Source organism: Methylobacterium sp. WL18 (genome assembly GCF_008040015.1).
GTDB classification, from domain to species: Bacteria; Pseudomonadota; Alphaproteobacteria; order Rhizobiales; family Beijerinckiaceae; genus Methylobacterium; species Methylobacterium mesophilicum.
In genome coordinates this window covers 1-19725 of sequence record NZ_VRVD01000035.1, presented here as the reverse complement: position 1 = coordinate 19725, position 19725 = coordinate 1, and the positions used below count along the sequence as shown (strand labels likewise).

Sequence of the window (19725 nt, the reverse complement as noted above, 5' to 3'; positions counted from 1 at the left end):
CGCACCGACGACGCAGGGCCCCGACCGGGTGACCGGCGGGCCTCAGAGGTTTGACCGATGCGTTTCGCCCACTTCTTCGTCGACAGGCCGATCTTCGCGTCCGTCACGTCGATCATCTTCCTGATCCGCCGACCTGGGACGCACATTTCGCGGCGGTCGGCCCGACGCTCGCGGCGCTCTGACGGGACCGGGCCGATCGCCGCGAGTTGCGCGGCCCCGCCCTGACGAATAAGGGAAAGCGTCAGTCCATAGGGCTGGCACAGGGTGGACGGAACGGAGATCCGCCAATGCAGGTGGTCGACCTCGATCGTGAAACGGTCAAACGCGGGTTGAGCGACGGCACGATGCTGGTCATCGATGTGCGCGAAGACCACGAATACGAGGCCGGGCACATCCCCGGCGCCGTCCTGCATCCGCTGTCCACGTTCGATCCTCAGGCCGTGGCTGCCCTGATCGCGGCCGATGGCCGCCGGCCGGTCCTGTCGTGCGGGTCCGGCGTTCGCTCGGTTCACGCGCTGATGGCCGCCCAGAAGGCGGGCGTCGACATCTCCGAGCACTACAAGGGCGGCTTCAAGGATTGGTACGCCGCAGGCGAAGCAATCGAGTAGCCCGCCGAAACAATCCGGCCGTCCCAGGCCGCGATGTGCGCTCTCGCACAATGAGCAATCGGGCGCGTAGGGTACGGCGCGTCTGACAAGGACACATCGTCAAGCTCGGTTCGACCGACGGGTCGGCCAACGGACAGCAGGACCCGATGCGCAGCCGGCTTTCCAGCCTCTTCCCCGTGCTCTCCGGTCTCGCGGCCGGTTTCCTGCTCGCGGGGCCGCTCGCCCAGACCGCGTACGCCCAGGCGCCCGGCGGTCCGCCGCCGAAGGTCACCGTGGCCAAGCCGGTGGTGCGCGAGATCGTCGAGCAGGACCAGTACACCGGCCGCTTCGACGCGATCGATTACGTCGAGGTCCGGGCCCGGGTCACCGGCTACCTGGAAAAGATCAACTTCATGGACGGCCAGACCGTGAAGAAGGGCGACCTGTTGTTCGTGATCGACCGGCGGCCCTACAAGGCGGCCCTCGAGCAGGCCCAGGCCGCCCTGGCCTCCGCCAAGGCGCGCCAGTCGTTCTCGCAGACCGATCTCGAGCGCGCCCAGACCCTGTCGCGGAGCGGCAACATCTCCGAGCAGGTCACCGATCAGCGCCGGCAGGCCTCGCTGACCGCCCAGGCCGACGTGGACAGCGCCCAGGCTGCGCTCAACAACGCGCAGCTCAACTACGATTTCAGCGAGGTGAAGGCCCCGGTCAACGGCCGGATCAGCCGCCGGCTGGTCACCGAGGGCAACATCGTCAGCGCCGACCAGACCATGCTGACGACGATCGTGTCGCTCGACCCGATCTGGTTCAGCTTCACGGTCGATGAGAAGTCGTTCCTCAAGTACCAGAGCAGCCTCGGCATCGGCATGGGCCAGACCCAGCAGGGCAAGGGCGTGCCGATCATGATCGCGCTGTCGGGCGAGGCGAAGCCGACCCGCAAGGGCACCCTCGACTTCGTCGACAACCGCGTCGACAACGCCACCGGCACGATCCTGCTGCGCGCCACCGTCCCGAACGCCGACCAGTTCATCAAGCCCGGCCTGTTCGGCATCGTCGCGATGCCGGCGACCAAGCCGTTCCAGGGCGTGATGATTCCCGACGAGGCGGTCGCCGCCAACCAGGACAAGCGCATCGTCTACGTGATCGGGCCGGAGAACGTGGTCCAGCAGAAGGACGTGGTGCTGGGCCCCAAGGTCGATGGCTACCGGGTGATCCGCAGCGGCCTGAAGGGCGACGAGACCATCGTGGTCAACGGAGTCGCCCGCATCCGTCCGGGGGCCAAGGTCACCCCGGAGACGGTCGAGTTGCCCCCGAGCAAGACGTGAGCCTGACCGGCTCGACACGACTGCATTCGTGCGCGCCGCGCCGCGTGCGCCGCACCGACGACGCAGGGCCCCGACCGGGTGACCGGCGGGCCTCAGAGGTTTGACCGATGCGTTTCGCCCACTTCTTCGTCGACAGGCCGATCTTCGCGTCCGTCACGTCGATCATCTTCCTGATTCTCGGCTTCGTGGCCTACGAGAGCCTGCCGGTCTCGCAATATCCCGAGATCGTGCCGCCGACCGTGACCGTGCGTGCCTCCTATCCGGGCGCCAACGCCGAGACCGTGGCCGCCACGATCGCGACGCCGATCGAGCAGGAGGTCAACGGCGTCGACAACATGCTCTACATGACGTCGTTGTCCACCAACGACGGCAACATGCTGCTGACGGTGACCTTCAAGGTCGGCACCAACCTCGATATCGCCAACGTGCTGGTGCAGAACCGGCTTTCGGTTGCGCAGCCGCGCCTGCCGCCGGACGTGCGCAATCTCGGCGTGACGGTGCGCAAGGCCTCGCCCGACCTGATGCTGGTCGTGCACCTGCTCTCGCCGAACAAGACCTACGACCAGAACTACCTGGCCAACTACATCTACCTGAATATCCGCGACGAGCTGCTGCGCCTCGACGGCGTCGGCGACATCACGGTGTTCGGCGGTAACGAGTACGCCGAGCGCATCTGGGTCGATCCGAACAAGCTCGCCGCCTACGGCCTCTCGGTCACCGACGTCACCACGGCCCTGCAGGAGCAGAACGTGCAGGTGGCGGCCGGCCAGCTCAACGGCCCGCCCGCCGCCAAGGGCGAGGCGTTCCAGCTCGTGGTCCAGTCTCAGGCGCGCTTCAAGACGCCTGAACAATTCGCCGAGGTGATCATCAAGGCCCAGGACGGGCGCCTCGTCCGGGTCAAGGACATCGCCCGCGTGGAGATGGGCCAGAAGGACTACACCACCAACTCGTACCTCAACGACACGCCCGCGGTCGGCATCGGCGCGTTCCAGCGGCCCGGCACCAACGCCCTGGAGGCGGCAAGCTCGGTCAAGCAGGTGATGGAGGTCGTCAAGAAGAACTTCCCGCCGGACGTCGAGTACCGCATCGCCTACAACCCGACCGAGTTCATCGAGGAGTCGATCCAAGAGGTCTACAAGACTCTGTTCGAGGCGGTCGGCCTCGTGGTCATCGTGGTTCTGGTGTTCCTGCAGAGCTGGCGTACGGCGCTGATCCCGGTGATCGCGATTCCCGTGTCGCTGATCGGCACCTTCGCGGCGATGGCGGCCTTCGGCTTCTCGCTCAACAACCTCACCCTGTTCGGGCTGGTGCTGGCCATCGGTATCGTGGTCGACGACGCCATCGTCGTGGTGGAGAACGTCGAGCGCAACATGGCCGAAGGCCTTTCGCCCGGCGACGCCGCCCACAAGACCATGGACGAGGTCGGCGGCGCCGTCATCGCCATCGCGCTCGTGCTGGCGGCGGTGTTCGTGCCCACGGCGTTCATCCCGGGCATCTCCGGCCAGTTCTACAAGCAGTTCGCGCTCACGATCGCGGCCTCGACCCTGATTTCCGCGTTCAATTCGCTGACCCTGTCCCCGGCGCTGTGTAAGCTGCTGCTCGTGCCGCACCACGCGCGCAAGGAGCCGAAGTTCTTCCTGACCCGGTTCGTGAACTGGCTGGCCAACGGCTTCAACCGCGCCTTCGACGCCACCTCGAACGCCTACGGCCGCTCGATCCGCGTCCTGACCGGCGGGATCGTCGGGCTCGGGGCGATGCTGCTGGTCTACGCCGCGGTCATCGCCGGGACCCTGCACCTCGCCCAGACGACGCCGACGGGCTTCATCCCGGACCAGGACCAGGGCTACCTGATCGGCGTCGTCCAGCTGCCCTCCGGCTCGTCGCTGGACCGCACCACGGACGTGATGCTGCGCGCCGCCAAGCAGGCCCGGACGGTCAAGGGCATCGCCAACGCCGTCATCATCGCCGGCTTCGACGGGGCGACCTTCACCAACACCACCAATGCCGGCGTGATGTTCCTGACGCTCACCGGGGCCAAGGAACGCGCCGGCGAGGGGCGCAGCGCCGCGGTGCTCACCGGCGAGGTGCTCAAGGCCACGTCCGACATCCAGGAAGCCCGGGTGATCGTGATCCCGCCCCCGCCGGTCCGCGGCCTCGGCAACGGCGGCGGCTTCAAGCTGCAGATCGAGAGCCGCCAATCGTCGGAGATCGGTCCGCTCATGGCCGCGGCCGGCGAGGTGATCGCCCAGGCGAACCAGAGCGCCGACGTGCAGCGCGTGTTCACGACCTTCGACAACGCGACGCCGCAGCTCTTCCTCGACATCGACCGCACCATCGCGCGGATGCTGAACGTGCCGCTCGCCAACGTGTTCTCGTCGGTCCAGGCGGATCTCGGCGGCACCTACGTGAACGACTTCAACACCCTGGGCCGCATCTACCAGGTGCGTCTGCAGGGCGATGCCGCCTATCGCTCGTCGATCCAGGACATCTCGCAGATCAAGGTTCGCTCCTCGACGGGGGCGCTGGTGCCGATGGGCACCCTCGCCTCGGTGCGCGACGTGACCGGCCCGCAGATCGTCCAGCGCTTCAACCTGTACTACTCGGTCCCGATCCAGGGCGTGGCCAAGCCCGGCGTCTCGACCGGTCAGGCGCTGACCGCCATGGAGGAGATCGCCAAGAAGGCGCTTCCCGACGGCTATTCCTACGACTGGACCGAGATCGCCTACCAGCAGAAGGCCGCCAGCGGGACCGCCGGCGCGGTCTTCGCGCTGGGCGTGCTCCTCGTCTTCCTGGTGCTAGCCGCGCAGTACGAATCGTGGGCCCTGCCGCTGGCGATCCTGCTGGTGGTGCCGACCGGCGTGCTCGCGGCACTCGCCGGGGTGCAGTTCCGGGGGCAGGACAACAACATCCTGACCCAGATCGGCCTGATCGTGCTGATCGGCCTCGCGGCCAAGAACGCGATCCTGATCGTCGAGTTCGCGCACGATATCGAACTGCGTGAGCGCCGGGGCCCGGTCGAGGCGGCGGTGGAAGCCTGCCGGCTGCGCCTGCGCCCGATCCTGATGACCGCCTTCGCGTTCATCCTCGGCACCCTGCCGCTGGTGATCGCCACCGGCCCCGGCGCCGAGATGCGCCAGGCCCTGGGCACCGCGGTGTTCTTCGGGATGATCGGGGCGACCTTCTTCGGCCTGTTCCTCACCCCGGTCTTCTACGTCGTGATCCGCCACTTCTCGCTCTGGCTCGGTCGCCTGCGGGGCAAGTCCTCGCACGGTGACCACGGAGGGGCGGCCCCCGCCCACGGCTGAGGCGTCCCGCCGGCGGTCCGATCGAGAGGGCCATCCATTTTAAAGCCGCGCCCGACCCTGACCGGTCGGGCGCGGCTTCTTTTGCGAGGGTCCGCAAACTTCGGTGTATGAGCGTGCCATGCACCTCCTCGGCCGTCTGATTCTCGGAGCCTTCGCCCTCCTCCTGGCCGTCCCGGCCGGCGCGGGGATCCTCGTGCTGGCGCTGCTGATCGACCCGAAGGCGAATGCCTGGCTCACCGGCGGTGCGCTCGCCGGCGTCGACATGGCCCTGTCGGACCTTTCGGCTGGCCTGCCGCCCGAGGCGCTGGTTCTCCTGGTCGCCGGTCTCGCTCAGGCGTTGTTCGTCCTCCTGTTCGTGCCGCCGGCCCTGGTCGGGTTCGCGGGCGAGGTGTTCGGGCGCCGCGGCCTGCTCTGGTACGGCGCCGGAACCGGAATACTGACCGCCGCCCTCCCCTGGCTCGCCCGCGGCGGCGTGCGTCCGGCGGCGGCCGGCGCGGATCCGGGGCTTCTCGCCGCGGAAGCGCGCCTGACGCTGATCCTGTTCGTCGTCGGCGCGGGCGCCGGCCTCGTTTACTGGCTGGTTGCCGGGCGCGGCGCGGGGTTCTCCCGGCGTCCCGCGAGGCCGGAGACGGATGATCGTTCGGCCAGATGCTGGACCGGGCGCGCTTGGCCGCTGACGCCTCTGCGCGCTAGAGGAGGACCGCCACGAAGCGGATTCCGATGCTCGCCCTGCGCTCACTTGCCTTCAACGTCTGCTTCTACGCCATGACGACGCTTCTGGCGTTCGGCGGCCTGCCCTCGCTGGTCTCCCGCCGCGCGGTATTACGGCTGGCCCGCCTCTGGGGCCGCCTGACGCTGTGGCTGCTGCGCGTGGTCGCCGGCATGAAGGTCGAGTTCCGCGGGCTCGAGAACATCCCGGAGGGGCCGCTTCTGATCGCGGCCAAGCACCAGTCGGCCCTGGAGACCCTGGCGCTCTGCACCGTGTTCCCCGAATTCGCCTACATCCTGAAGCGTGAGCTGCTGCTGATCCCGCTGATCGGCTGGTACCTGTCCCGCAGCGGCATGGTGGCGATCGACCGCTCCAAGGGCGCCCGGGCCATGAGCCTGATGAATGCGGCTGCCGCCACGGCGATCCAGGAGGGCCGCCAGCTCATCATCTTCCCCGAAGGCACCCGCCGTGCGGTCGGAGCACCGCCGGCCTACAAGCAGGGCCTGTCGCACCTCTATACGGCTCTGAAGGTGCCGTGCGTGCCCGTGGCGTTGAACACGGGTCGGTTCTGGTCTCGCAACAGCCTTATCCGCCGGCCCGGAACCGCCGTGATCCACTTCCTCGAACCCATTCCGCCGGGCATGGGCCGCCCGGAGTTCCAGGCCCTCGCCCAGGAACGGCTGGAGACCGCCTCGAACGCCCTTCTGGAGCCGGGCCCTGCGGGATCGACCGTAGGAGCGGAGCAGCCCGCCTCCACCGCGGCCGGGCACACGGCGGCGACGGCCCAGAGGCACTGACGATTCCGGCCTGAACAGACCGGCTCGACGGCTCCGAGCCGGCGCTGAGCCGACGCGCGTCGCTTGTGGATAACCGGGCCTGATACCACATTCCTCCTCAGGAACGTTGTGCTTGACGCCTGTGGATATCGCGCGGTAGGTTGGAACAAATGGCGAACAGAAGAGCCCTGTCCTGGTCGGCCGCGCTACGCGACCTGAAGGACGATCGCACGCGGAGACAGGATGTGCGTGAAGAACGCCTCAAGACCACCGCGGGCCTGCGCGGCACGCCGGCCCTTCCGCTCTCGGCTTGGCGCGGGCATTCCGGCCGTCGCTACGTCGTCGGCGTCCATCCTGCCGGCGGCTTCGATCTCGACGAGATGGCGGAGGCGGTCGTGATCGCGGTGCGGCGCGACGATACCGGCATCGCCGAGATGGTCTCGGTGGCGACCTCCAACGAGAGCCCGCGCGACCACCTCCGGAGGACCTGGCTCGACCGGGTTCGGAGGAGCGGCGCCACCGAGCTGCACGTGCATCGCCTCGCCGAGGGGGAAGCTGAGCGGGCGGCGATCGTCAGCGACCTGCGGTTCGACACGATCGAGCCGGCCCAAGTCTGAGGCGGGATCCGCTCCGGAAGCGGCGTTCCCCGCCGTGGATCGGCGGCCGACCGGTCGATCGATGCCGGCGCTGCCCCAGTTTTGCCCCGTGCATGGCTTCAAGGCGGAGTCTGCGAGCCCTCTGATCGGGGCGGGGACGGGAAACAGGACGCATGACGCAGGATCGGACGCGGCCGGACGGCGCGGCGCAGGCTTCCCTGGCACGAACCGCACGACGGTTCCGGCTTGGGTTGTTCCTGCCTTACGTCCTGCTCGCACTGATCGTCATCGCGTGGTCGGCTGGGTGGTTCTGGCTCCGGGGACGCGCGGCGACCGAGATCGACGGCTGGATGGCCCGCGAGGCGGCGGCAGGGCGTACCTGGACCTGCGCCGACCGTTCCCTCACCGGTTACCCGTTCCGGATCGAGCTGCGCTGCAACGCGGTCACGTTGGAGCGGTCCGACGGCCGCTTCCGCCTCGGTCCATCGACCGCGGTGGCTCAGGTCTATCAGCCCCGCCTGGTCCTGTTCGAGAGCGCCGGGCCGTTCCATGTCGAGCAGGGGGCGCTGACCGGTGATGCCGCCTGGAGCAAGCTCCAGGGGAGCGTCCACGGAGCATCGGAGGGCTTCACCCGTGCCTCGCTCGTGGTGGACAACCCGAACGTCACGGTTTCCGGCGCCGATCCCGGACCGATCGCGGTGTCGGGTCAGCACCTCGAAATGCATGCGCGGCCGACCCCCGGCCGCTTCGAGGCCGAAGGCGCGGTCGACGTGAGCCTGCGGCTCGCCCAGGCCGCCGTACCGCAGCTCGACGCGCTCACCGGCAACCCCGCCCCCGCCGACCTGTCGATCGATGCGACGCTGACCCAGGCGACGATCCTGCGCACCGGGCCGGTACCGCGGGAACTCGAGCGCTGGCGCCAGGCCGGCGGCACCCTCGACCTGACGGCGCTTTCGCTGGCCAAGGGTGCCCAGCGCGTCCAGGCGAAGGGCACGCTCGCCCTCGACGACGCGCACCGGCCCGTCGGACAGCTCGACCTGCGGGCCGCCGGCGTCGATGCCCTGGTGGGCAGCGTGGTGGGCCAGCGCTTCGGTTCGGAGAAGGGCGCGCTGGTCGGCCAACTCGTGGGCGGCCTCCTGGGCCTGGGCCGGCGGCCCGAGCCGGGGGAGTCGCAGGGCGAATCCGCGCCGCTCAAGGCCCTGCCGCCGTTGAAGCTCGTCAACGGGCGGGTGGTGTTCAGTGGGTTCCCAATCCCGAACGTCTACCTGCCGACCCTGTACTAGATCGGCTATACCTCTCCCATGTCCGCTCCGATTTCACCGGCCCGCGTCAAGATCTGTGGGCTCAGCACGCCCGCTACCCTTGAAGCGGCGCTGAAGGCTGGCGCGGATTGGATCGGACTCGTCCACTTTCTTCGAAGTCCCCGCCACGTAGACTTCGAACAGGCTTCGCAATTATCGGCGCGAGCTCGCGGCCGGGCCGACCGCGTCATCCTTCTCGTCGATCCGGACGACGCCCTGGTGCGGGCTGCGATCGAGGCCGTCGATCCGGATCTGATCCAACTGCACGGACGCGAAAGCCCGGACCGGGTGGCGGCGATTCAGGCGCTGACCGGCCGGCCGGTGATGAAGGCGATCGGCGTCGCGACCCGGGCCGACCTGGCGCCGATCGCGGCCTATGCCGGGGTGGCGGACCGGATCCTGCTGGATGCCAAGCCGGCGCCCGACGCCGCGCTCCCCGGGGGCAATGGCCACCGGTTCGACTGGACGATTCTGGAAGGCGCCGAACTGCCGGACGGGACCATGCTGTCCGGGGGACTGGATTCCGGCAATGTCCGGGACGCGCTGGCCCGGACCGGCCTCGGCGCCGTGGACGTGTCGTCGGGCGTCGAATCGGCGCCCGGTCTCAAGGATCCGGCTAAGATCGCGGCCTTCGTAGCCGCGGCTCGGTCCGCCCGCTGAACGCTTCCGCTCAGCGCGGCGCAGGCAGGGCGGTGCGGCCGGTATTGGGGACCGTGTAGGCGCCGCTCTGCGTCTCGCTGTCCGGGGCGTAGGCCCGCAGCCGGCTCGCCTCGCGCTCGTACCGGGTCGCCTCGCGGCGATGGTAGCGGACGTTCGCCCGGGTCTTGCCCTGGCCGAGCCACGTGAAGACCCCGCCGACCACGATGCCCAACGCCACGGCGCCGAACAGGATCGCGTAGAGCGGAAGGTTCACGCTGAAGACGGGCGCCTCCGCGTTGAACGGATCGAACGAGAGCGGCACCGGTGCCCGGTTGGCGACCGCCAGCAGGATCACCAGGGCGGCGATCGGCAGCAGCACGAGGCTCTTCAGGAAACGGATCATCGCGCTCACAGACCTCTTCCTACTCGGCGGCCGACGCACTCTCGCCGATGCCGGCGGCGTTGAGACGCTGGCGCATCTCCTTCCCGGTCTTGAACACGGGAATCGCCTTCTCGGACACGGCAACGGCTGCGCCGGTGCGCGGGTTGCGTCCCCGCCGCGCTTCTCGACGTTTGACCGAGAAGGCGCCGAAGCCGCGCAGCTCCACCCGGTCGCCCCGGGCCAGCGCATCCGAGATGGTGTCGAGGATCGCGTTGACCAGGATCTCGACGTCGCGCTGGTAGAGATGCGGGTTCTGCTCGGCGATCTTGAGGACGAGCTCCGACTTGATCATGGCGTCTGGTCTTCTCGGGGGATCGGGGCGGGCGACTGGACTTCTTCGTCCTGTGGCGCTCAGGGCTCCGGGCGCCACAGGACCAGAAGGCCGCCGCCGGCGGTCTCGGCCTGGGCGCCGACGGCGCGGAGCCGCCCCGCGAGCCCGTCGAGGCCGAGCAGGTCCGCGCCGACCCCGGCAGCCGACCAAAGGGAGAAGTCGCTCTCCTTGCTGGGCTTCCAATCCTTGATCGGCAGGTCCTTCGGGACGCCCTTGTCGTTCTCGAGCCAGACGACGGCCTGACGCTCGCCGCCCAGCTCGTCCACCAGCTTCAGGGGCACGCTCTGGCGCCCGCTGAAGACCCGCCCGTCCGAGACCACGGCGAGCTGGCCGGGGTCCATGCCCCGGCGCTCGGCGACCAGGCCCTTGAACCAGGCGTAGGTGTCGCCGACTACGGCGGCCAGGGCGGCGCGCGCTTCCGGGGTGGTCGGCGTGAAGCCCGACGGCTCGGCCTTGAGCGGCGAGGATTTCACCGACTCGACCTTGACCCCGACCTTGTCGAGCAGGCCCGAAAGGTCCGGATACTGGAACAGCACGCCGATGGAGCCGACCAGGCTGGTTTCGCGCGCGACGATGTGGTCGGCCGCGATGGCGGTGATGTAGGCCCCCGAGGCGGCGGTGCCGTCCACGAAGGCGACCATCGGCTTCTTGGCGGCGAGCGCGCGCAGGTTGCGGAAGATCTCCTCCGAACCCGTGGTGGTGCCGCCTGGCGAGTTGATCGAGACGATCACGCCCTTCACGGCGTCGGACTCGCCGACCCGCTTCATCAGCTTGGCGGTCGACTCGCTGCCGGCGATGAAGCCCGAGACCGAGATGCGGGCGATCTGCGGGCGGACCGCGAAGGCGCCGTCGGGGCCGGTCCGGACCCGGTAGCCGACGGCGCCCACCGCCACGATCAGGCCGCCGATCCCGAGCACCCGCCACAGGGACAATCTGCGGCGCAGGCGCCGGCGGTCGATCAGCAGTTCGGCGTCGGCTGCCATGCGGTCGCTTCCCTTCGCCTCCCCGGATCGGCCCCGTGACGGGGTGCGGGGGCGAGGTCCCGCGCCGGGCAAGTCCTTGGTTTCCTTTGCCTCGCGCGGCCGGAGCCGCCCGAGGCCGGTGTTCTAGAGCATTTTCCGCGGACCTGGATATGGGCCACGCGAAGAAAATGCGGTGGCACCCTGCAGACCCTCAAGCCGGGCCGTCGGGCGATTGAGCAAACCGTGCGGGCATGACGCGTCTTCCAAAGTGTCGGCGCCTTCGCCTCACGGCATCTCATTCCAAGGGTTGATGACGGTCAGGCCGGCCGCCTCGAACGGACCGATGTCGCGGGTCGCGACCATCATGCCGTGCGCGGCGGCGGTGGCAGCGATGTAGCCGTTCGCCCGGCAATGGCTCTGGCGGCCGCCCTCGCCCGCGCCATCAGGTCCGCATAGGCCTGGGTGGCGCGCAGATCGAAGGACAGGATCCGTCCCGAGAAGGCGGGCAGGACCTCGCGTTCCAGACGATCCTGATAGATCCTGCGCCGCTTTCCGTCCGGCATCGTCGCCAAGCCGAAATGCAGCTCAGCCACGGTGATCGTGGACAGGTAGAGCGTTTCGACCATTTGCGTATCGATCCAGGCGACCACTGTGGGATCCGGCTCGGCCTTCCAAGGCTCGGATATCACGGTAGTGTCGAGGACGATCATTCGAAGCGCATCGGCTCGGCCGGTGCCTGATCGCGCATCGCTTTGAGGTGCTCCGCTTCGGCTTCGGTCATCCCGCCGGCGTCGCGCGCGATGGACGCCAGCAGCGATCCGAGCTTCAGGCGGCCCTCGGGCTTCGCGGCCTGTTCGAAGATGCTGCGGATTTCAGCCTCGGTGCTGCGACCGTTCAATGCGGCCCGCGCACGCAGGGCGCGATGCACCGCGTCGGGAACATTGCGGATCGTGATGGACGGCATCGACCCAACCCCCGACGCCGGACGGTAATGATTGCATTCCATCATCATGCAATCACGTCGCGCGATCCAGCGGCCTTTGAGCCATGCCGATCAGCAGGATGACGACTTCGCCGCCGGAGACGGCATGAAAAAGCCTGCGCGGGACTGGTGTCCCGCGCAGGCTTTTTTATCGATCCGAAGCCGCCGCCCGGCTGAACCGGGCGGCGAAACCATCGGGTCTCACTCGTCGTCGGTGCGGGCCTTCTTGAAGGCCGCGCCGAGGATGTCGCCCAGCGAGGCGCCGGAATCGGCGGAGCCGAACTGGGCCATCGCCTCCTTCTCCTCGGCCACTTCCAGGGCCTTGATCGACACCTGGACGCGGTGGGCCTTGCGGTCGAACTGCACGACCCGGGCATCGAACTTCTCGCCGGCGGCGAAACGCTCGGGGCGCTGGTCGCCGCGGTCGCGGGCAAGTTCGGCGCGGCGGACGAAGGTGGTCATGTCGGTGTCGACGATCTTCACCTCGACGCCCGAATCCTTCACCTCGACGACTTCGCAGGTGACGATCTGACCCTTCTTGATCTCGCCGGCCTCGGCGAAGGGGTCACCGCCGAGCTGCTTCACGCCCAGCGAGATCCGCTCCTTCTCGACGTCGACGTCGAGAACCTGGGCGCGGACCATGTCGCCCTTCTTGAACTCCTCGATGACCTGCTCGCCGGGACGGTTCCAGTCGAGATCCGACAGGTGGACCATGCCGTCGACATCGCCCTCGAGGCCGATGAACAGGCCGAACTCGGTCTTGTTCTTGACCTCGCCCTCGACCTCGGAGCCGACCGGGTGCTTCTCGGAGAACGCCTCCCAGGGGTTCTGCAGGGTCTGCTTGAGGCCCAAGGAGATGCGGCGCTTGACCGGATCGACTTCCAGGATCTGAACCTCGACCTCCTGAGAGGTGGAGACGATCTTGCCCGGATGGACGTTCTTCTTGGTCCAGCTCATCTCGGAGACGTGGATCAGGCCCTCGATCCCCGGCTCCAGCTCCACGAAGGCGCCGTAATCGGTGATGTTGGTCACGCGGCCCTTGAGCTTGGCGCCCTCCGGGTAGCGGGCGGCGATGCCCTCCCACGGATCGGCGAGCAGCTGCTTGATGCCGAGCGAGATGCGGTGCGTCTCGTGGTTGATCTTGATGATCTTGACCTTGACCGTCTGGCCGATGGTCACGACCTCGGACGGATGGTTCACGCGGCGCCACGCCATGTCGGTGACGTGCAGCAGGCCGTCGATGCCACCCAGATCGACGAAGGCGCCGTACTCGGTGATGTTCTTGACGACGCCGTCGATGACCTGACCCTCTTCGAGGTTGGCCACCAGCTCCGAGCGCTGCTCGGCGCGGCTCTCTTCGAGCACGGTGCGGCGCGACACGACGATGTTGCCGCGGCGGCGATCCATCTTGAGGATCTGGAACGGCTGCGGGGTGCCGAGCAGCGGGGTGACGTCGCGGACCGGACGGATGTCGACCTGCGAGCGCGGCAGGAACGCCACGGCGCCGTCGAGGTCGACGGTGTAGCCGCCCTTGACCTGGTTGAAGATCGTGCCGGTGACGCGGTCGTTGTTCTCGAACGACTTCTCGAGCTTGACCCAGCTCTCCTCGCGGCGCGCCTTGTCGCGCGAGATCACGGCTTCGCCGAGGGCGTTCTCGATCCGGTCGACGTAAACCTCGACCTCGTCGCCGACCTTCAGCTCGCCTTCCCGGCCGGGGCCGGTGAATTCCTTGAGTGCGACACGGCCTTCCGTCTTGGCGCCGATGTCGATGACGGCCACGTCCTTCTCGATCGCGACGACGCGACCCTTGACGACGGACCCTTCGGTGATCTCGTGCTCGAGGAAGCTCTCCTCGAGGAGGGCGGCGAAATCATCGCGGCTCGGGCCACGCCCCAGAGCGGTACCTGCGGTCATTCTCTCTCCTGAACGGCCCCCATCGGAGGCCCTTTGCGTCGGCGGCTCGCGTTGCACGCACCCCCGGTTCGCCGCGGCCCCTCCCGAAACCCTGAGGGAGAGGCGGCCGGTCCCGCGGGATCCGGCTTGCCGACGCGTCGATACGGATGACGAGGGCGGTCCAGCCGGCGACGCGGCGGGCGCTCGGAAAATGAGCGCGCGCGAAGCGGAATCCGGGAGGACGCGCGCTCCATACAGCATCGGCTTAACGACTTCAACCGAGCGGGATTTCCCGCTCGGGGCGGCTCCGGTCAGGCCGCCCGCGCCAGCATCGCCCGGGTCTCCTCGACGTCGTCGGTATGGACGTCGAACCGAACCAGATAGGCCGTCCCGAAACTGGTGGTCAGCGCGCAGTCGGTGGCGTCGCGGCCCCGGGCCATCACGATCCGGGCGATCCGCGGCTGGTTGTGCCGGGCGTCGAACGTGTACCAGCGGCCGCCCTCGGGGCCTTCGAGATAGACCTCGAACCACGCCGAGAAATCCATCGGCGCCGGGTCCTTCGGGACGCCGATGTCGCCGAGGTAGCCGGTGGCGTAGCGGGCCGGGATGTTCATGCACCGGCACAGGGCGATCGCCAGATGGGCGAAGTCCCGGCAGACGCCGACCTGTTGCGTGTAGCCGTCGTAGGCCGTGCGCGTCGCGTCGGCCTGCTGGTAGTCGAACCGCAGGCGCGTGTGGGCGAAGTCGACGATCGCCTGGACCCGCGCCCAGCCCTCCGGCGTGGAGCCGAACAGCGACCATGCAATGCCCGACAGCTTGTCGGTGTCGCAGTAGCGCGAGCCGAGCAGGTACATCAGCACGTCGTCCGGCAGGTCCTGCACGGGGATCTGCCGGGCCTCGGGCGCCTGGGTATCGGCCAATCCGGTGTCCGCGATGGTGAAGTCGGCCGCCATGGTGATCCGCCCACCGGGGGCGACGATGCGGGTGCAGACATTGCCGAAGGCGTCCACATGCTGCCGCGCGGCAACCGGTGGATCGAAGGTGATCACCTCGGGGGTGACGAGGTCGCCTCGCCGCTCCGGGCGTACGTTCAGGAGCAGGTTCATCGGCGTCGGGCCGAAGGTGTCGAACGCGATGGTGAAGCCGGTGCGGACGTGCATAGCGAGAAACCGTGGACGAAGCCGACGCGGAGCCGAGCTGTAGGGCGGAGCATGCAATAATGGGACTTATAATACTCCAGGTTGTCAGTGGTTCCGTTCGCTTGACTGTTGTCGTCCATCGACAGTGCTCGAATATGCGGCACGCGATGCCGCCCACCCGGGTGGTCCGCGCCGGATGCACATCCGCGGTGCAGACCTGCCGTGCCCGGCACCATGTTGCATCGCACAGGGCAGGACCGTAACGCTGCGCGCGATTCAGATCTGCGGATCGGCCCCGGCGCTGCGGCGCGCGACCGTCCCGCCGCCGGACGAACGACGCCTATGACGCTCGACAAGCTCTCCCTGCCCAAGGACAAGATCCGAATCCTGCTGCTCGAAGGCATCAACGACAGCGCCGTCGCGCTGATGCAGGCGGCCGGCTACACCAACCTCACCCGGCTGCCGAAGGCGCTGGACCGCGAGGCTCTGCACCAGGCGCTCCAGGGCGTGCACATGGTGGGCATCCGCTCGCGCACGCAGGTCGACGGGGCGGCCTTCGAGGCCGCGGACCGGCTGCTGGCGGTGGGCTGCTTCTCGGTGGGGACCAACCAGGTCGACCTGGAGGCCGCGCGCCATCGCGGCATCCCGGTGTTCAACGCGCCGTTCTCCAACACCCGCTCGGTGGCGGAGCTGACGATCGGCGAGATCGTGATGCTGCTACGCCGGATCGTGCCGCGCTCGGTCGGCGCCCATGCCGGCCGCTGGGACAAGTCGGCGGCGGGCTCCCTGGAGGTGCGCGGCAAGACGCTGGGCATCGTCGGCTACGGCAATATCGGCACCCAGCTCTCGACGCTCGCCGAGGCCATGGGCATGCGGGTGCTGTTCTACGACCACACCGACAAGCTGCGCCACGGCAACACCGAGCCGACCAAGACCCTGCACGACCTGCTCGGCCAGTGCGACGTGGTCTCGCTCCACGTGCCCGAGACGGAGGCGACCGCCAACATGATCGGCGCGGCCGAGATCCGGGCGATGAAGCCGGGCGCCTTCCTGATCAACAACGCCCGCGGCACCGTGGTCGATTTGGACGCCCTGGCGGCGTCCCTGCGCGACGGCCATCTCAAGGGTGCGGCCATCGACGTGTTCCCGGTGGAGCCCGGCTCCAATGCGGAAGCCTTCGAGAGCCCGCTCCAGGGCATCGAGAACGTGATCCTCACGCCCCATATCGGCGGCTCGACCGAGGAGGCTCAAGAGCGCATCGGCGCCGAGGTCGCCCGCAAGCTCATCGACTATTCCGATATCGGTTCGACGGTGGGGGCGGTGAACTTCCCGCAGGTCCAGCTTCCGGCCCGTCCGACCGGGACCCGCTTCATCCACGTCCAGCGCAACCTGCCGGGCATGCTCGGGCGCCTGAACGACGTGTTCTCCCGCAGCCACGTGAACATCGCGGCGCAGTTCTACCAGACCGACGGCGAGGTCGGTTACGTGGTGCTGGAGACCGACGCCACCAACGCCGACGCCGAGACGCTGCTCACCGAGATTCGCGCCATCCCGGGCACGATCCGGGCGCGCCTGCTCTACGAGCGCCGCTGAACCCAAGCCGATTTCGCCCCGGCCGCATCGAACGCGGCGGCTGTTGCCGCGTTCGCCTTGCGCGGCGATGCCGGGCGTTGTTCAAGTCACCGCCGGCCGCGTTGCTGATGGATCGGCCGATCGGCGGAGGATGTGCGGTGACGAAGCGTATTGGATGCGGATTGGCCGGCGTCGCGCTCGGTCTGGTCGGGATGGTGCTGACCGTCTCCGATGCGTCCGCGGATTGCCTGCGCCGGATCTACAACCGCTCGACCTACGTGCTGGTCGCCCGCCAGGACGGCGGACCGCCCGCGACCCTGCTGCCGGGCCGGTCCCTGCCGGTGCGGCTGTCGCGGCCCGGCCAGATCGCGATCTCGGCGTATTGCGGGCTTCCGGAGGCCGGGGGCAGCCCGGTCACCCAGGCGACCTTCGATTACGAGGCCGTGCTCGATCGCTGCTTCATCCGGTTCGGCAGCGACGAGTTCTTCGCGACGCAGCTCGGCCGGGGCTTCTTCGGGACGCAGGAGACCGCCCCCTTCACGGTCAACAACCCGCAGCAGGGCGATATCGTCCTCGGCCCCTCGGCGTTGCCCGCCTGCACGGTGCCGCGCGTGGTGCTGGACCGGCGCGGCTGAGGCCGCGACCGGCTCCCGCCGTGTCGATGCGTTAGAGGTAGTGCCGGAACACGACCCGCCGGTCCTCGGCGGCGCCGGGCGGCGGAGCCGGGGTCAGGAACGGGCTGGCGAGCCGCAGAGCGATCAGGCTGAGCCCTGCGAGCGCCGGGGCGACGTATCGGAGCGGGCGAGCGAACATGGGCGCCTCCGTCGCGACGTTGACGACTCAGGCAGAGACCTGAGTGCAGCCCTGACGCGTGCCAGAAGCATCGCACTCAACCGCCCGATCCGGCGTGCCGAAGCGCACATGCGGCATCTCCGACCGGCACACGATCATCGGCGTGCTCGGCCGCTTCCCGGGCGCGACGCTCGTCCCCGCGGTTACGGTCATCCGTTTGCGTCGGCGGCATCGCTGGCGCGTATCGCGGTGCCCTCCTATGGTAGCCCCATGCGGGGGCTTCGCCGCGCGCGCCGCGACGATGCTCCCCTGCGCCGAACCAACAGCGTGAACGAGGACGCGCGTATGCTGACCCAGACTGGCAACACGATCCTGCGTGGGGATCTCGGCGTCGAGGAGACCATCGAATCCGACAACATCGTCCGGTGGGATGGCGAGCGGCTCTACGTCGAGCAGGACGTGTTCCACAACGGCCAGCTCGTTCACCGCAAGTACCGCCGCACCGTGTCCGAGCCCGTGGCTCACGCGCTCTGGGCGATCATCAACCGCGCCAAGCAGTGATCGTCCGCCGGTAAGTCGAGCCCCGCGGGCGCGAGCGATCCAGGGCGGGCGCGCCGCACCACAGCGCCCGTCCTCTCCGACATCCAGCCGCGGGCGGGCGTCCCGAGCGGTGTTTGCGCGGTTCTGCTTACGCCACGACCGCGTTCAGGGGGACGGCTGCGGAGAGCACGTCCGTCCGACGGGTGTCCAGGCGGCTATGGGCGTTGTCGAAGGCACTCCGCACCGTCGCGCTGGCATCCTCGACAGCGACCAGCACGGCCAGCTTCTGGGCGCTGGCACGATCCGCGAGGCTGCGGGCCGCCGAGAGCAGCGACTGTTCCAGGCTCTGGAATTCGGCCGTCGCCTCTTTTCCAGCCTCGCGGGTAGCCGCCGCCAGACGGTCGAGCGCCGCCTCGAGGGCATGACGCAGGACAAGCGTTCGCACGCGCTCCTGAAGGAGCGCCCTCTCGTCGAGTTTCATTGGGCCGGGTCCGCGACTGGGAACGGAAAGAAGATCTCACACTTCCCCCGACCGCGCAGCCACCTTTTTGCAACAGCGCAATACAGTTCCTCATTTCAAGAGTCGATCAGTGCGGGACGCGATCGCTTCAGCGCGGACGTATAGACTATAGATCGAAAGATATTCTCGTCATGAAAGACAGAAAATCCAGCTTTCGCGAAGGGGTCTGCCTTCAGATCTTTGGGTGATAGGCGCATTCGCCCCGCGAAAGGTCAATGTGAACGCGTGCCGATGGCATCGTCGCCAGGCCTGTTCGGTCCGCCTCCCGGTTCGATGCGAGCCTGCAGAGATGACCGGTTCGCGGCCGAAGCAGGCAGCCTCTGTTCGGGCCGGATCCTCAGACTTGCCCAGGTGGAAAGACCTTCGTCGACGGCTGAGGACTGCGCGATGGAGGTTCAGTAAGGGGTCCCGCGCAGACGTCGCTCGTGCAGGGCCTCGGCATACCACGCCAGTTCGTCGAGGAACCGACCGGCCGCCTTCTCGATCCAGTCATCCGCCGGCGTGCCATCCTCGCCGAGCACCTTCTGCAGGCGCGGGATCGGCAGCAACGACGGAATGCTCGGCATGCCCAACTCGGCGAGCATCGCGCGGAGCGGCATCGCAGCGCGGACCCCGCCGAACTGGCCGGCCGAATAGCAGCAGATCGCCGATGGCCGCCAGTAATACTCTTCGAGGAAGTGGTCGAGAGTGTTCGAAAGAGCCGGCGGAACACCGTGATTGTACTCGGCCGAAACCACCAGGAAGGCGTCCGCTTGGCGATACAGTGTCGCGAGACGCTCCAACGGCTCCGGGGCGGTGCCGGCCGGATATTCCTTGTACATCCGGTCGAGCAGCGGGAGCTTGAGTTCGGCGGGGTCGATCAGCGGGGCATTGTGGCCGCGCGCTTCGAGCCGGGCGATCAGGAACCGAGCCGCCCGGATGCCGATGCGGTCGGTTCGGACGCTGCCGAGGATGACGGGAACGGTGAGGGGCATGGCAATCTCCGGGACGGCCGACGATGCCCTAAACCTAGTTCATCGTCCCGGATGCCGCATCCCCGCTGCCGCCAAGCCGTATCGAACCTCCCGGAAAGGCGTATTGGCGAGCCGCCGCTTCGGGGCGGTGCTTGCGTCGCCTTCGGCCTGCGATCCCGGCCTGGTCCGTCGCGGAGGGTGAAGTGCGTCCGATCAGGTCTTCGATGAGGTCGAGAGGGCGGAGGCCGCGAGGCCGACCGGCCCGGCTGCGGTATAGGCGGCGATCGCCTTCGTAACCTGCTGCAGCAGGGCCTGCAGGCCGTCCTGGATCCCGCCGGACGCGTCGGTCTCGCCCGTCGCC

Annotated in this window: 19 protein-coding genes and 2 pseudogenes; 11 read left to right on the top strand and 10 right to left on the bottom strand. The window is 68.5% G+C overall.

The window, feature by feature from the left end; genetic code table 11:
* Positions 1 to 287: 287 nt before the first annotated feature.
* From FV228_RS05820 to FV228_RS05785, 8 genes and pseudogenes are all read left to right on the top strand, one after another.
* A complete protein-coding gene (locus tag FV228_RS05820) occupies positions 288 to 608 on the top strand; it encodes a rhodanese-like domain-containing protein (protein WP_147853725.1) in 321 nt (106 codons plus the stop codon).
* 146 nt (positions 609 to 754) lie between these two features.
* Positions 755 to 1912, top strand: coding sequence for an efflux RND transporter periplasmic adaptor subunit (locus FV228_RS05815; RefSeq protein WP_147853724.1), 1158 nt, complete (start codon positions 755 to 757; stop codon positions 1910 to 1912).
* A gap of 107 nt (positions 1913 to 2019) precedes the next feature.
* Complete coding sequence (locus FV228_RS05810) at positions 2020 to 5217, top strand: multidrug efflux RND transporter permease subunit (protein WP_147853723.1); 3198 nt, start codon at positions 2020 to 2022, stop codon at positions 5215 to 5217.
* A gap of 118 nt (positions 5218 to 5335) precedes the next feature.
* Positions 5336 to 5818, top strand: a pseudogene (locus tag FV228_RS05805) (hypothetical protein); the annotation flags it as partial.
* Between the two features lie 119 nt (positions 5819 to 5937).
* Complete coding sequence (locus tag FV228_RS05800; RefSeq protein WP_246693841.1) at positions 5938 to 6723, top strand: lysophospholipid acyltransferase family protein; 786 nt, start codon at positions 5938 to 5940, stop codon at positions 6721 to 6723.
* 149 nt (positions 6724 to 6872) lie between these two features.
* Positions 6873 to 7319 carry a hypothetical protein gene (locus FV228_RS05795; RefSeq protein WP_147853722.1) on the top strand — a complete coding sequence of 149 codons (447 nt, stop codon included), beginning with the start codon at positions 6873 to 6875 and terminating at the stop codon, positions 7317 to 7319.
* Between the two features lie 152 nt (positions 7320 to 7471).
* Entirely contained in the window at positions 7472 to 8581 is a 1110-nt protein-coding gene (locus FV228_RS05790; protein ID WP_147853721.1) for a DUF2125 domain-containing protein, read from the top strand.
* A gap of 30 nt (positions 8582 to 8611) precedes the next feature.
* Positions 8612 to 9259, top strand: coding sequence for a phosphoribosylanthranilate isomerase (locus tag FV228_RS05785; RefSeq protein WP_147853727.1), 648 nt, complete (start codon positions 8612 to 8614; stop codon positions 9257 to 9259).
* A 10-nt stretch (positions 9260 to 9269) separates the two neighbouring features.
* Here the strand turns inward: FV228_RS05785 and FV228_RS05780 are convergent, their stop codons facing one another.
* From FV228_RS05780 to FV228_RS05750, 7 genes and pseudogenes are all read right to left on the bottom strand, one after another.
* On the bottom strand, positions 9270 to 9641 hold the full coding sequence (locus tag FV228_RS05780) for a LapA family protein (RefSeq protein WP_147853726.1): 372 nt from the start codon (positions 9639 to 9641) through the stop codon (positions 9270 to 9272).
* 19 nt (positions 9642 to 9660) lie between these two features.
* Positions 9661 to 9972 (bottom strand): integration host factor subunit beta, encoded by a 312-nt coding sequence (locus FV228_RS05775; RefSeq protein ID WP_091785957.1) that lies wholly within the window; start codon positions 9970 to 9972, stop codon positions 9661 to 9663.
* A gap of 59 nt (positions 9973 to 10031) precedes the next feature.
* Entirely contained in the window at positions 10032 to 10994 is a 963-nt protein-coding gene (sppA, locus tag FV228_RS05770) for a signal peptide peptidase SppA (RefSeq protein WP_147853720.1), read from the bottom strand.
* Between the two features lie 264 nt (positions 10995 to 11258).
* Positions 11259 to 11683: pseudogene (locus FV228_RS05765) on the bottom strand (type II toxin-antitoxin system VapC family toxin).
* The gene (locus FV228_RS05760; RefSeq protein ID WP_147853719.1) at positions 11680 to 11937 is read right to left on the bottom strand and encodes an Arc family DNA-binding protein; all 258 of its coding nucleotides are present in this window, start codon (positions 11935 to 11937) and stop codon (positions 11680 to 11682) included. Before FV228_RS05760 ends, FV228_RS05765 begins: the two are co-directional and overlap by 4 nt.
* 219 nt (positions 11938 to 12156) lie before the next feature.
* Complete coding sequence (rpsA, locus tag FV228_RS05755) at positions 12157 to 13869, bottom strand: 30S ribosomal protein S1 (RefSeq protein WP_147853718.1); 1713 nt, start codon at positions 13867 to 13869, stop codon at positions 12157 to 12159.
* A 290-nt stretch (positions 13870 to 14159) separates the two neighbouring features.
* Positions 14160 to 15008 carry a transglutaminase family protein gene (locus tag FV228_RS05750; RefSeq protein ID WP_147853717.1) on the bottom strand — a complete coding sequence of 283 codons (849 nt, stop codon included), beginning with the start codon at positions 15006 to 15008 and terminating at the stop codon, positions 14160 to 14162.
* Between the two features lie 321 nt (positions 15009 to 15329).
* Here FV228_RS05750 and serA point away from each other — a divergent pair, with 321 nt between their 5' ends.
* Positions 15330 to 16580, top strand: a complete 1251-nt coding sequence (gene serA, locus FV228_RS05745; protein ID WP_147853716.1) for a phosphoglycerate dehydrogenase — start codon at positions 15330 to 15332, stop codon at positions 16578 to 16580.
* 137 nt (positions 16581 to 16717) lie between these two features.
* Positions 16718 to 17194, top strand: coding sequence for a hypothetical protein (locus tag FV228_RS05740; RefSeq protein ID WP_147853715.1), 477 nt, complete (start codon positions 16718 to 16720; stop codon positions 17192 to 17194).
* A 31-nt stretch (positions 17195 to 17225) separates the two neighbouring features.
* On the opposite strand, the gene FV228_RS32950 is transcribed toward FV228_RS05740, so the two are convergent.
* Positions 17226 to 17372: a hypothetical protein gene (locus tag FV228_RS32950; protein WP_187277645.1), complete on the bottom strand. Its 147-nt coding sequence runs from the start codon at positions 17370 to 17372 to the stop codon at positions 17226 to 17228.
* A 324-nt stretch (positions 17373 to 17696) separates the two neighbouring features.
* Here FV228_RS32950 and FV228_RS05735 point away from each other — a divergent pair, with 324 nt between their 5' ends.
* Complete coding sequence (locus FV228_RS05735; RefSeq protein ID WP_007559916.1) at positions 17697 to 17912, top strand: hypothetical protein; 216 nt, start codon at positions 17697 to 17699, stop codon at positions 17910 to 17912.
* Positions 17913 to 18039: 127 nt separating this feature from the next.
* Here the strand turns inward: FV228_RS05735 and FV228_RS05730 are convergent, their stop codons facing one another.
* Together FV228_RS05730 and FV228_RS05725 are read right to left on the bottom strand one after the other, a co-directional pair.
* Positions 18040 to 18372, bottom strand: coding sequence for a hypothetical protein (locus FV228_RS05730; RefSeq protein ID WP_147853714.1), 333 nt, complete (start codon positions 18370 to 18372; stop codon positions 18040 to 18042).
* Between the two features lie 434 nt (positions 18373 to 18806).
* A complete protein-coding gene (locus tag FV228_RS05725; RefSeq protein ID WP_147853713.1) occupies positions 18807 to 19385 on the bottom strand; it encodes an NAD(P)H-dependent oxidoreductase in 579 nt (192 codons plus the stop codon).
* Positions 19386 to 19725: the final 340 nt, after the last annotated feature.